Source organism: Caproicibacterium sp. XB2 (genome assembly GCF_044880635.1).
Lineage (GTDB): Bacteria > Bacillota > Clostridia > Oscillospirales > Acutalibacteraceae > Caproicibacterium > Caproicibacterium lactatifermentans.
Genome location: NZ_CP173227.1, coordinates 1449465 through 1462819, shown reverse-complemented (window position 1 = coordinate 1462819; position 13355 = coordinate 1449465). Strand labels below are relative to the sequence as shown.

Annotated in this window: 10 protein-coding genes; 5 read left to right on the top strand and 5 right to left on the bottom strand. The window is 52.3% G+C overall.

Annotated features, from left to right (window positions below):
- Positions 1–16: 16 nt before the first annotated feature.
- On the top strand, positions 17–1618 hold the full coding sequence (gene malQ, locus ACIHKT_RS07345; protein WP_338031359.1) for a 4-alpha-glucanotransferase: 1602 nt from the start codon (positions 17–19) through the stop codon (positions 1616–1618).
- Between the two features lie 13 nt (positions 1619–1631).
- Entirely contained in the window at positions 1632–3959 is a 2328-nt protein-coding gene (locus ACIHKT_RS07340) for a glycogen/starch/alpha-glucan phosphorylase (RefSeq protein WP_404352228.1), read from the top strand.
- Positions 3960–4097: 138 nt separating this feature from the next.
- Here ACIHKT_RS07340 and ACIHKT_RS07335 read toward each other — a convergent pair whose 3' ends face one another.
- Positions 4098–4709: a histidine phosphatase family protein gene (locus ACIHKT_RS07335; protein ID WP_086036295.1), complete on the bottom strand. Its 612-nt coding sequence runs from the start codon at positions 4707–4709 to the stop codon at positions 4098–4100.
- A gap of 293 nt (positions 4710–5002) precedes the next feature.
- On the bottom strand, positions 5003–5434 hold the full coding sequence (locus ACIHKT_RS07330) for a DMT family transporter (protein ID WP_086036293.1): 432 nt from the start codon (positions 5432–5434) through the stop codon (positions 5003–5005).
- 202 nt (positions 5435–5636) lie between these two features.
- Here ACIHKT_RS07330 and ACIHKT_RS07325 point away from each other — a divergent pair, with 202 nt between their 5' ends.
- Complete coding sequence (locus ACIHKT_RS07325; protein ID WP_157658974.1) at positions 5637–5909, top strand: hypothetical protein; 273 nt, start codon at positions 5637–5639, stop codon at positions 5907–5909.
- Here the strand turns inward: ACIHKT_RS07325 and ACIHKT_RS07320 are convergent.
- A complete protein-coding gene (locus tag ACIHKT_RS07320; RefSeq protein ID WP_157658973.1) occupies positions 5899–6168 on the bottom strand; it encodes an acylphosphatase in 270 nt (89 codons plus the stop codon). The genes ACIHKT_RS07325 and ACIHKT_RS07320 overlap by 11 nt on opposite strands.
- Positions 6169–6353: 185 nt before the next feature.
- Here ACIHKT_RS07320 and ACIHKT_RS07315 point away from each other — a divergent pair, with 185 nt between their 5' ends.
- Positions 6354–8882: a L,D-transpeptidase gene (locus tag ACIHKT_RS07315; RefSeq protein ID WP_174403007.1), complete on the top strand. Its 2529-nt coding sequence runs from the start codon at positions 6354–6356 to the stop codon at positions 8880–8882.
- 78 nt (positions 8883–8960) lie between these two features.
- On the opposite strand, the gene ACIHKT_RS07310 is transcribed toward ACIHKT_RS07315, so the two are convergent.
- Both ACIHKT_RS07310 and rnhA read right to left on the bottom strand, forming a co-directional pair.
- Positions 8961–10106, bottom strand: coding sequence for a cysteine desulfurase family protein (locus tag ACIHKT_RS07310; protein ID WP_086036288.1), 1146 nt, complete (start codon positions 10104–10106; stop codon positions 8961–8963).
- Positions 10107–10112: 6 nt separating this feature from the next.
- Complete coding sequence (rnhA, locus tag ACIHKT_RS07305; RefSeq protein WP_086036881.1) at positions 10113–10556, bottom strand: ribonuclease HI; 444 nt, start codon at positions 10554–10556, stop codon at positions 10113–10115.
- A gap of 764 nt (positions 10557–11320) precedes the next feature.
- Here rnhA and ACIHKT_RS07300 point away from each other — a divergent pair.
- Positions 11321–13300 (top strand): ribonuclease J, encoded by a 1980-nt coding sequence (locus ACIHKT_RS07300; protein ID WP_236849724.1) that lies wholly within the window; start codon positions 11321–11323, stop codon positions 13298–13300.
- The last annotated feature ends 55 nt before the right edge of the window (positions 13301–13355 follow it).

Genomic DNA, 13355 nt, shown 5'->3' with positions numbered 1-13355 from the left:
GGGAAGGGGAAAAGATATGTCTATGTTACACAAACAGGCGCCACTTGGGCGCGGGGCAGGTGTGCTGCTGCCGGTGGCCAGTCTGCCGTCAGCACACGGTATTGGTACGTTTGGTGAGGAAGCGTACCGCTTTGTCGATTTCCTGCAGGCGGCTGGTCAGCGCTACTGGCAGGTGCTGCCGCTGGGACCGACCAGCTATGGGGACAGTCCCTACCAAAGCTTTTCGGCGTTTGCCGGCAATCCCTATTTTATCGACCTTGACACCTTTGTCGAGGAAGGGCTGCTTACCCCGGAAGAAGTGAATGCGCCGGACTGGGGCAATAACCCGGAATTTGTTGATTACGCAAAAATTTATCAAAACCGCTTCGCCGTACTGCATAAGGCATTTCAGCGCAGCAATTTTCGTCAGAGCGCGGATTACCGCACTTTTTGCAGCAGCAACGAGGAGTGGCTGGACGACTACAGCCTGTATATGGCGATTAAAATGCACTTTGGCGCTCATGAATGGCTGAAGTGGCCGGAAGATATCCGCATGAATGAACCGAAAGCTGTGGAAGGTTTCCGCCTTTTGCTGCAGGATGAAATTGATTTTTGGAAGTTCTGCCAATATCAGTTTTTCCGTCAGTGGTATAAACTGAAAGCATACGCAAATGTGCGCGGTGTTCGCATTATCGGTGACATTCCGATTTATGTATCATTGGACAGTGCGGACGTCTGGCGGCATCCATCCCTATTCCAGTTGGACAAACAGCGCCGTCCCACCGCTGTGTCCGGTGTGCCGCCGGATAATTTCAGCGCGACCGGGCAGCTGTGGGGCAACCCGCTTTACCATTGGGAACACATGGAGCAGGACGGCTTTGCGTGGTGGAAAAAGCGGATGGCTTTTTCTGCAAAGCTGTATGACATTGTGCGTATTGACCACTTTATCGGCATGGTGCGGTATTATGCCATTCCTTATGGCGAACCTACCGCTATGTACGGCGAATGGCGCCACAGTCCCGGCGAAGCATTGGTCAGGGCCATTAGCAGTGTCATGGGGGATTCCCATATTATTGCCGAGGATTTGGGCTGTGTCGTACCGGAAGTGTATCAGCTGCGCGACGAAGCCGGCTATCCAGGCATGAAAATTTTGCAGTTTGCATTTAACGACACCAGCAAAAACGGAAATCTGCCCTGCCACTATACGGCAAACAGCGTTGTTTACAGCGGAACGCACGATAATGAAACGCTGAAGGGCTTTTTTGCCCACCAGCCGCGGCGCGCTCTCCACTTTGCGTGTGACTATCTGCACGTTAAAAAGAGGGAGCACCTGCCGGCGGCCTGCATTTGTGCCGCCTACGAAAGTGTGGCGGATACCGCGATGATTCAAATGCAGGACTTACTTGGCCTTGGCAATGAGGCCCGCACCAATTATCCGGCCACTATCGGAAATAACTGGCGCTGGCGTTTGCAGCGGGGGCAGGTTACTGAAGCTCTTGCGGTACAGCTGCACGACCTGTGTGAGCTGTACGCCCGCTTGCCGGAAGCTGCCAGCACAGACCAACCGAAAAAAGAACCATCCGCTGAAAAAGTGCCGGAAACAGAAAAAATACAAAAAAGTTCGAATGATAAGATTTAAAGGAGGAATTGAAATGCAGCCATTTCAGGAGGCAATCGTTCATAAACTGCGGGAAATGTATCATACGGACATGAAGTCAGCCACAACCAAGCAGCTATACAATGCGGTCTCACAGGCGGCTATGGACACCTGCCGTGACACGTGGGCGCAGCCGGTGCAGGGCAAAACAGCATGTTACCTTTCTGCGGAGTTTTTACTGGGACGGTTGATTCACAGCAACTTGATGAACTTGGGACTGCTGAAAGAAACAGAAGACCTGCTGAACTCTGCCGGCATTAACCCCAATGTATTTGAAGATGTGGAAGATGATGCGCTTGGCAATGGCGGTTTGGGAAGACTTGCCGCCTGCTTCTTGGACAGCGCCGCCACACAGGGCATTCCGCTCATGGGGTATGGCATTCGCTATCGGTATGGTCTCTTTAAACAGCGTTTTGCCTACGGCTATCAGGAAGAGGATGCCGATGACTGGCTGGCATGGGGTGACCCGTGGAGTGTGCGCCGTGAGGACCAGAAGGTTCGTGTGAACTTTGGGGACCAAAGCGTTTGGGCTGTGCCATATGATATGCCGATTATCGGCTACGGCGGCAAAGTAGTGAATACACTGCGCCTGTGGCAGGCAGAAGCAATTCAGCCTTTCAATTTCCGTTTGTTCAATGACCAAAAATATCAGGAAGCCGTTCAGCAGAAAAATGATGCTGAAGCGATTTCCGCGGTTCTGTACCCCAATGATGACACGGACGCGGGCAAACGTCTGCGTTTAAAACAGCAATACTTTTTCTCCAGTGCCTCTCTGCAGAGCATTTTTGCGGACTATACCGCTAAGTGCGGGACAGACTACAGCAAATTTGCGGAACAGTATGCCATTCAGCTGAACGATACGCACCCGACCGTTTCGATTCCGGAACTCCTGCGTTTGCTGATGACACAGGGACATATGGGGTTTGAGCCGGCATTCCAGGTGGTACAAAAGACATTTGCGTACACGAATCATACCATCATGGCCGAGGCACTGGAAAAATGGAACCTCAGTCTGTTCCAGTCCGTTTTGCCGGAAGTTTATCCCTACGTTGTGATGATTCAGAACCGCCTTTCCAATGAACTGGTCAAAAAGAACATCACGGAAACCGGAAAATACAACATCATTCAGGACGGCATGATTCATATGGCCCGCATGGCCATCTATTCTACCCATTCCACGAACGGTGTTGCCAAGATTCATACGGAAATCATTAAGCACAGTGCTCTGCCGGAGTGGTATGCGCTGTATCCGGAACGCTTTAACAACAAGACAAACGGCGTTACACAGCGCCGCTGGCTTGCTCTGTGCAACCGGGAGCTGGCGGACTTTATTACCGAACGTATCGGTAGCGGCTGGGTAACTGATTTTTCACAGATGTCCCGGCTGAAGCCCTATGCCGAGGACCAATCTTCCCGGCAGCGTTTCCTGGAAATCAAGCAGGAAAAGAAAAATCAGCTGGCGGATTATATGTACCGCAAAGACCGCTTTGGCCTCAACACAAGCAACATTTTTGATATTCAGGTAAAGCGTCTGCACGAATATAAACGGCAGCTGCTTAATGCTTTTTCCATTTTGGATATGTATTTTGGCATTAAGGACGGCCGCATTCAGGGTTTCCATCCAACGACCTTTATTTTTGGTGCCAAGGCAGCCCCCGGCTATTACCGCGCCAAAGGCATTATCAAGTTTATCAATGAAGTAGCTAATCTTGTGAACTATGACAATGCGGTCAACCGCAGAATGCAGGTAATCTTCGCCAGCAACTACAATGTTTCCTATGCGGAAAAGCTCATTCCCGCCGCGGATATCAGTGAACAGATTTCCACAGCCGGAACAGAGGCTTCCGGCACCAGTAACATGAAGTTCATGATGAACGGCGCAGTTACATTGGGTACTTACGACGGCGCCAATATTGAAATTGTGCAGAATGCCGGAGAAGAGAACAACTATATTTTCGGTGCACGGGTAGAGGACCTGGACAAAATAAAGGATACATATGACCCCGTTAAACTGTATGAGAAAAAACCGCGCATCCGCCGTGTGGTGGATACCCTGATTGACGGCACACTTACGGACGGCGGTTCCGGCTGGTTTGCGGAACTATATGATTCTCTGCTGAAAGGCGCCAGCTGGCACAAACCGGACAATTATTACCTGTTGCTGGACTTCCTGCCTTACTGTGATGCCCGTCTGCAGGCAAACCATGACTATGCTGACCGGCAAGCCTTTGCGAAAAAGTGCCTGCTGAATATTGCGGCGGCAGGACCCTTTACCAGCGACCGCACCATTCGTCAGTACGCGGACGAAATCTGGCATATATAATTGCGTACCCATTCTTTGCGCAAATAAAAGCGGCCCCTGCCGTAGGACAAAATCCTGCGGCAGGGGCCTTTTCTATTTCTTCTGTTTTTGTTTGTGAGAAACCAGCCGCTTTTTTCCAGCTGACAGCAGATATTCCTTTTAATATGTATAGGCGGGATATGCCAAAGGTACGGGGAGAGGCAGTGCCACTTCATCCGGGGACCGGTTGCAGTAGCAAATCTGCATTTTTCCGTTGGTACAGTCGATACGGCTGATGCCACCGTTTTTCAGTACGGTTTTTCCGGTGCCGGCACTGCCGCCGGAAAGCACATACAGCAGTGCGTTGATGGCGGCACCATGCGATACCATAACAACGTTTTGAAAAGTGCGGCCGCTGTAATCCGCCAGTACAGCAAGCATACGGTCAATCAGATTATCCCGGCTTTCCAGCGGAATAGAAGCGCCGGAAAGGTACATTTTCCGCCGCTCCACTGGTGTCATGCCGGACAGCGGGCCGAAGTCACGCTCAATCAGGCGGCGGTCCAGCCGCACTGGATAAACGTGTACAGCGGCGGCGATGAGTTCAGCGGTCTTTTTGGCACGCTGCAGCGGGCTGGACAGAATGCAGTCAATTCCGAGCGGGACAAGCGCTCTGCCGCACAGCTCAGCCTGCCTTTTTCCGGAAGCATTCAGGTGAATATTTTCCCGTCCTTGAACCCGCCGCTGGCGGTTCCAGTTCGTTTCACCATGACGAACCAGATAAATTGTCATACCAGCAGCCCTCCCGCCCTGTATTTGCACAGCCTTTCGCTTTCTTGCAACTTTCCCTTTACAATACTATTGTAACTATTGTAGCAAAAAAAATCGAAAAAAGAAAGCTGAAAAGTGTGGAGAAGGCGGTTCTCATTAAAAAAGGAAATAGTTACAAATCCGTTTATTGACAAATGACAAATAAAGCCGGTATAATCAAATTACAAAGTGTATCTGCCATTTTTTATAAAAATTTCTGTATAAAGGAACAAGGATATACGCTTTTAGACAAATTTTTGGCAGTCGGACCATAGTCATCCTTTGTACTTAAAAAGCAGGACACCGCCAATCATCAGTGCAGTGCCAGCATATTTCTGCCAGCCGAACGGTATGCGGGTAGTGCCGAACCACCCCATCGCGTCAATAAGTGCCGCGGCCGTCAGCTGTGCAATGAGAATGATGCACACAGCAACGGTTGCACCCAATCCTTTCATAGCGAGCATGACGGTAATGGTAATCACCATGCCCAATACGCCGCCCAGCAAATACAGACGGCTGGTGTGTGCCAAGGCAGAGAAGTTTCCTTTTCCAAGTAACAGCACAGCCAGCAGGGAAAAGGCGAACGCAATGCCCTGCACCAGCAGATTGGCCTCGTATAGGCCAATGTGTTCCCCCAGCCGTGTGTTTAGTACACCTTGAACACTCATGGCGGCGCCAGCCAGTACACTGCACAGCAAACCCAGCATGACGGTCGCTCCTTTCTGGTATTAAATTTTGAAATGCTGTTTTCTACAGACAATGTTCCCGCCGGACAGCAAAAAAATACGGTTCCCGGCACAGGAACCGAAAAAATGTGCCTATTCCTTTCTTTTGACAGAGTTTTCAGAAAAAAACTGGTATTCTTTTATATCCCCAACAGGCAAAACAAAAGAAAGGCGGCCTTACTTTATGCCACGCAGAAAAAAAGAGGAAAATATGACCTATGAAGAACGAATCCAGGACATTGACAGGCGCATTGCCCAGTGCAAGGAAACAGTTTCACAGCTACGCAGTCAGCGCCGACAGCTGGAAAAGGAACGGGATGAAGAAGCCATGCAGCGCATTTATGCCTATATCCGTTCCTCAGATATGAGCCCCGCTCAATTTTTGGACCTATTGCAGGAACAGGATACGCAGGATACAGCAGGGGAGGAGAAAACGGAAACGTCCCTCAATCCTTAATGCGAAATGTGGTTTCTCCGGGACAGTCCGGCAGCTTTCGACATTTGATGTGTTCTACTTCGGCCCAGCGGTTCCCGCTTTGCACTTCCTGCAGGAAGTCTTTCAGGGCACGGGGACTGCCTTGTGCCTCTATAGAGACACTGGTGTCCCATTCATTTTTTATCCACCCGGTCAGTCTGAGCTTTTCGGCGGATTGGCAGACCGTATAACGAAAGCCAACACCCTGTACCAGACCGGTCACCCGTAGTGCATACCGCATGATTGTTTTCGTCTCCTTTTTTCTTTTTATTATAACGGCGGCGGTGCTTTCCTGCAAGCGAGTACTTTCCGGTACAGAAGAAGGTTCTTTGCAAAAAGACAGGCGGAGAACCCGCTCGGTCAGCACACGGCCGGCAGTCCCTGCGACTGCTCAGCTGTCGGCAGAGCAGAAAGGAGAGAAGAGACATGAAATCCAAACGAAGGAAACAGGTTACAACCCTGTTGACAGCAGCGGTCGCTTTTGCGGCAGCCGCTGTCCTTACCATCATGCCGGCGGCAGCCGAGGACGGCGGCTCCCTAACACCACAGTCGTCAGCCAGCAGTTCTGCCGTGCAGCCTGCTTTGCAGGGACAGACACAGGCAAAGCAGGAAAACAGCATGGACAGCAGTCAGCCAAATTCCTCCTCACAGGACACGCAGGATTCACAAACAGCGGATACAGCCAGCGATGTACAGGTTACTTTGGACACAGTCGAACCGTACACCTTTACGGAACTGGGAAAACGCTATACCGTGCTGATTCGTACAAAACCGGATAGATGGCCGGCGGTTGTCAGCAGCAATCCTTCTGCGGTAACAGTCAGCAATCCCACATGGAACGCAAAGGTACAGGGCTATCTGTGTACGCTGACCGCTGTGGGTGAGGGAAATGCGCAAATTCAGGTACAGGCAGGCCATACGCAGAAGGTAATAGAAACGGAAGTGAAAATACCGCCTGTGCAGCTGTGGACAGATACTTCTTCCTATACGTTCCATACAGCGGGTCAACAGTATACTGTATTGATTCGCACTTCTCCGGCAACGAAACCCATTGTGGTCAGCAGTGACACAAGCGTTGTGACAGCCGCGGCCCCGGTGTGGAATGCCGGAGCAAAAGGGTATCTGTGCAAGCTGACTGCCGTGAACACGGGAAATGCGCAAATTCAAGTACAGGCAGGCCATACACAGAAGGTAATGGAAACGGAAGTGAAAATGCCGCCTGTGCAGCTGTGGACAGATACTTCTTCGTATACGTTCCATACAGCGGGCCAACAATATACCGTATTGATTCGCACTTCTCCGGCAGTGAAACCCATTGTGGTCAGCAGTGACACAAGCGTTGTGACAGCTGCGGCTCCGGTGTGGAATGCCGGAGCAAAAGGGTATCTGTGCAAGCTGACTGCCGTGAACACGGGAAATGCGCAAATTCAAGTACAGGCAGGCCATACACAGAAGGTAATGGAAACGGAAGTGAAAATGCCGCCTGTGCAACTGTGGACAGATACTTCTTCGTATACGTTCCATACAGCGGGCCAACAATATACCGTATTGATTCGCACTTCTCCGGCAGTGAAACCCATTGTGGTCAGCAGTGACACAAGCGTTGTGACAGCTGCGGCTCCGGTGTGGAATGCCGGAGCAAAAGGGTATCTGTGCAAGCTGACGGCGGTAGGCGAGGGCGACGCAGAGGTCACTGTTCGGGCAGGCAGCTCAGAAAAAAAGATTGCGGTGCGGTTTGTGACGACCATTGGCCGCGACACTCTTGCCTATACATTCCATACGCCGGGGCAAACCTACCACATGGGGCTGTCCACTTCTACAGGCGAACAGCCGCAGATTGTTTCCTCTGACCCCGATGTTGTCAAAGTGGTCTTCACGGTTCCTAACCCCAGCCATCAGGGATTCCTGCTGTGTAAGCTACAGGCAGGCGAAAAAGAGGGAACCGCCGACATTACCATCACGGCGGGGAGGGCCAAGGCAGTAACAACCATTACCAATGACTTTCGGCCGGTTAATCTTTCTATAGATACCAGCTCTTATACATTCTATTATCCGGGCCAGCGGTATACAGTGCTGGCGACTGTAGCCGACAACACACCAGCAATCGTTTCATCCGAAGATTTATCTGTTGTTTCTCAACAGCTGAAAAGTGACGGGAACGGCCGCTGGCTGATTCAACTGGTAGCCCAGCGGAGCGGGGAAACAAAAATCCATGTGCGTGCCGGCAGCAGCGAAAAGGTGCTTCCGGTGAAGGTTTCGGACGAGCGACTGACCATAACAGCAAATGCTTCGGGACATACGTTTTATGGATTGGGGCAAAGCTACACATTCTTGTTCCATACCTCGCATAATTTGGCGCCGCAGTTTTCTAGTTCCAACAATTATGTAGCCGTTGTGCAGAATTTGGGGTGGAATGCTTTACAGCAGGGCTATCAGTGCAGAGTAACTTCGCGGGGGACCGGTTCCGCTTCCATTTCTGCTTACATAGGCAGTGCCGCCAGAACATCGGTCAGTGTCAGTGTTGTCAATACAGATGAAAGTCAGATGCGGCAGCGTGCACAGCAGTACAGCAGTTCCACAAAATATCTGTTCCTTGTCAACACCTCCACACACCGGGTAGGTGTTTATACGGGACAGAGCGGAAACTGGAGCCAGCTGCATTACTGGGCCTGTACAACCGGCGCTTCGGCAACACCAACGATTCACGGTGTCTTCCACATACAGTCCCGCGGCTACTACTTTGATTCCGGTTCTGTGCGCTGCTTCTACTATACACAGATTTACGGTGGCTATATGTTCCACTCTGTTTTGTATGCGCAGACCGCTTCTCCCAGCCAAGTGGTGGACGGCCGCCTTGGGCAGGCACTGTCCCACGGCTGTATACGCTTGCAGCTGGAAAATGCAAGGTGGATATATATGTATGTGCCGTTTGGTACAACCGTTGTCATTTACTAAACAATAGACAATAAAAAGCAGCCTTTTGCCGACAGCAGGTTTGTGCCGGCAGGGGCTGCTTTTTCTGTATGTTCTTATTTAAAAACTGTGCAGGCGCTTGACAGCATCAGGAACCGCCTTCAGTAACTGGTCAACGTCCTCTTCTGTGTTCTGCACCCCCAAGGAGAAGCGAAGAGAACTACGCGCAGCTTGGCGGTCCAGACCGATTGCCTGCAGTACATGGCTGGGCTCGATACTGCCAGCCGCACAGGCGGAACCGGCGGAAGCACAAATGCCCTGCTGGTCCAGCAGCAAAAGGAGTGCCTCGCCGTCCGTTCCCGGAAAACACAGGTTCAGGTGGCCCGGCAGACGGTGACTGCCGCCATTCCGAAAACAGCCGGGCACAGCGGCCAGCAGGCCCCGCTCCAGCCGGTCACGCAGGGTGGAAACGCGTTTCGTGTCCTGCTCCAATGCAGCGGTGCGTTCCCGCAAAGCGGCGGCTGTGCCGACAATGCCAGCCGTATTCTCGGTTCCGCCGCGCCGTCCCTGTTCCTGTGCGCCGCCGCACAGAAGATTGGCCGGATGCAGCCCGCGGCGGATGTACAGCACGCCGCAGCCCTTTGGCCCGCCGAACTTGTGGGCGGAAAGGGAGAGCAGGTCAATATTGTTCAGATGTACATTGATAGGCAAATGTCCCGCAGCCTGTACAGCGTCCGTATGGAATGGCACATCGGCGGTGCGGCAGATATCGGCCAGCTGACGCACCGGCTGAACGGTGCCAAGTTCATTGTTGGCGTACATGATGCTGACCAGCGCAGTTTTAGGCGTTAGGGCAGCCTGCAGGTCTTCCGGACGAACATAGCCGTCCTTTGTTACCGGCAGGTAGGTGACGGAGAAGCCTTTTTGTTCCAGCGCCTGACAGGTATGCAGGACAGCATGGTGCTCAAATACAGAGGTAATGATGTGGCGGCGGCCGGATTTAGCCTGTTCAGCGGCCATGCCGCGCAGCGCCCAGTTATCACTTTCCGTACCGCAGGCGGTAAAATAAATTTCCTCCGGTGTGGCACCCAAGCAGGCGGCAATGCTGTCCCGTGCCTGCTCCACGGCTTTGCGGGCACGGCGCCCAAGACTGTACAGGGCAGAGGGGTTGCCGTAGAACTCCGTCAGATACGGCATCATGGCTGTTAGTGCTTTTTGTGAAAGCGGCGTAGTAGCCGCGTTATCTGCATAAATGATTTTCTGCATGATTTTTCATCCATTCTTAATCTGCATCCACTGCGAAACAGCAAGCCTGTCGCAGCGCTCATTTTCCGGGTGGCCGGCGTGGCCTTTCACCCAGACGAATGTAACTTTGTGGCGTTCCAGCTGCGGCAGCAGCTGCTGCCATAGGTCGCGGTTGAGGGCAGGTTTGCCGTCCGCTTTTTTCCAGCCGCGGCGCTGCCACGAACGCAGCCAGCCTTTGCTGACCGCGTCACATACATAGCGGCTGTCTGTGGTCAGCGTCACTTCGCAGGGCTCCTTCAGGCAGGCGAGAGCCTTAATGACGGCGGTCAGTTCCATGCGGTTGTTGGTCGTTTCCGTTTCACCGCCGCACAGTTCCTTTTCGGCAGCTTTATAGCGCAGCACGGCACCCCACCCACCAGGACCGGGGTTGCCGGAACACGCGCCGTCCGTAAAAATATCCAAATGTTTCATTTGCACTTTGGCGGCTCCTTTTTTGTTGGCATATCCTATCAGCTTTTGGAAAACATTTTTAGTATACCACAGCGGCACGGATGTTTCCAGAAGAAGCGAAAGCGTTTCCGCTCTTGACAGGGTATGAAAATCAAGCTAAAATAAAATGAAGTTGTATATGCATATCTGCTCTGGCCTTTGGGAGTGGCTGACTTTGAGAAGCCAAAGCAGAGCTGCATATATGTTTTTGAGCGGAGTGGTTCTGCGGCCGGTGTATCCGGTACGGAACGGCAGGTCGTTTTTTCGCGGAGCAACGGGCGCTGTGTTCGGAACGGAAAGGATTTTTCCTTCAAACCGGCTTTTGCCGGTGCGTCCAGCTGCCAGATGTACGGCCTTTTTAAAATGAAAAATGCGGGGGCCCAGCGGAAAGGCCCGTGCGGCAGCTTTGCTGTTTTTGCAGCCGGAGGACCGGTTTTGTTTTGTGTACGGTTTTTCGGTATAGGTATATTTGTATGGATTTTGGACCAGTATCTTTTTATCAGGGGGCCGTATTCTGTCTGCTGAACGGCGGCTCTTTTGTTTTTCTGCAGGAACAGGACAATGCTGTGCCTGTGGGATAAAAATCGGGATTTTTTATATTTTATATTTTATTATACTTTTAATATATATTTTGTACCATTGTACGGAAACGGAATACGAAAAATTTCAAAGAATATGCGAAGGGACAAGGTCTGTCGGAATGCCAAAGCGGGCAGCCTTTTTCCCGGGAAAATGGAGGTTTTTTTGTGTCAGACGAAAAAAAAGAAAAGAATTTGATACCGGATACGGCACAGGCGGAAACTGCTTTTCAGGAGGAACAGCCGCGCAGGAAACCAGCCGATCAGGTGATTGGCGGCGAAAGTGTACTGCTGCCAGAACCGGCACCGCAGCCGGAACAGAAACAGCCGGCACCGAAAGCGGAGAATGAGCCGCGCCGCCGTCCGCGCCGCCCGCACCGTCCGCCGCAGCCAAAACAGCCGGTGGCTTCCGCTGCGGCACCGCAGGCGGAGCATGAGCCACGCCGCCGTCCGCGCCGTCCGCGCGGAAAAAGCGGTGCTTCCAGTAAGCCGGTCATTCGTATGGCCTTTTTGGGCGGTCTAAACGAAGTCGGCAAGAATATCACGCTGGTTGAGTGCCAAGGCGATATGTTCCTGCTGGACTGCGGCATGGCTTTTCCGGATGACGATATGCTGGGTGTGGATTTGGTCCTGCCGGACTTTACGCTGGTCGAAAAATATGCGGACCGTATTCAGGGCATTGTGCTGACGCATGGTCATGAGGACCACATCGGCGGGTTGCCGTATCTGCTGAAAAAAGTGAATCTGCCGCTGTACGGCACGCCGCTGACGCTGGGCCTTGTCAAGGGAAAACTCAAGGAACACGGTTTGCTGAATAAAGTAAAAATGAACGTTGTGCACCCCGGCGATACTATCCGCTTTGGCTGCATGGCAGTGGAACTTATCCATGTCAACCACTCCATTCCGGACGCCGTGGGTCTTGCCATTCATTCCCCGGCAGGCACCGTTGTGCATACCGGTGACTTTAAGATTGACTGTACGCCAGAGTGGGGTGAAATGATTGACCTGGGCCGTTTTGCACAGTTGGGCAAAGAGGGCGTGCTGGCACTGCTGTCCGACTCAACCAACGCGGAACGCCCCGGCTTTACCAAAACGGAACAGATGATTGCCAATTCCTTTGAGGCCATGTTCCAGCGTGCGGAGCATAAACGTATTATCATTGCGACTTTTGCCAGCAATGTCAGCCGTGTGCAGCAGATTATAGACTGTGCGGTCAAGTATGACCGCAAGGTCGCGCTTTCCGGGCGCAGCATGGTGAACGTGATGTCCATCGGTGTGGAAATGGGCTATCTGCATGTGCCGGACGGTGTCATGATTGATATTGACCTGATTAAAAAATACCCGAAGGATAAAATCGTCCTTATTACAACAGGCAGCCAGGGTGAGCCAATGAGTGCCCTGTCCCGCATGGCCTACGCTGACCACCGCAAGGTGGAGGTCGGTCCGGACGACTTCATCATCATTTCCGCACGGCCGATTCCCGGCAACGAAAAGAGCGTCGGCAATGTCATTGATGAGCTGATGAAACGCGGCTGTGAAGTAGAGTATGGCTCCATGTACGAAGTACACGTTTCCGGACACGCCTGTCAGGAAGAGCTGAAACTGATGCAGGGCATTGTCAAGCCGAAGTACTTTATTCCAGTGCACGGTGAGCAGAAAATGCTGCACCAGCACGCGGCGCTGGCCTATTCCATGGGCATGAACCGCCAGAATGTCTGCATTGCAGATATCGGTGACGTCATTGAGCTGTCAGAGGACCATATGCGGCATCTGCCGAAGGCCGTTCCAGCAGGCAACGTGCTGGTGGATGGTCTTGGTGTCGGCGATGTCGGCAGCATTGTTCTGCGTGACCGCAAACATCTGGCGGAGGACGGCCTGATTGTTGTGGTGTGCACGATTGCTTCCGAAACAGGCCATGTCGTTTCCGGGCCGGACGTTGTTTCCCGGGGCTTTGTGTATGTGCGGGAAAGTGAACGGCTGATGGACGACGCCAAAGATTTGGTCTATACTGTGCTGGAGCAGTGTGCCGATAACGGTATTCATGACTGGGGTACGCTGAAGACTAATATCAAGGATTCCTTGTCCCACTTGCTGTATGACCGCACACGCCGCAGCCCCATGATTCTGCCAATTATTATGGAAGTGTAACGTGTTCTGGTGGGCAGAATTTGCAGTCCCATGCAAAAAAGTGTATAATGCTTGC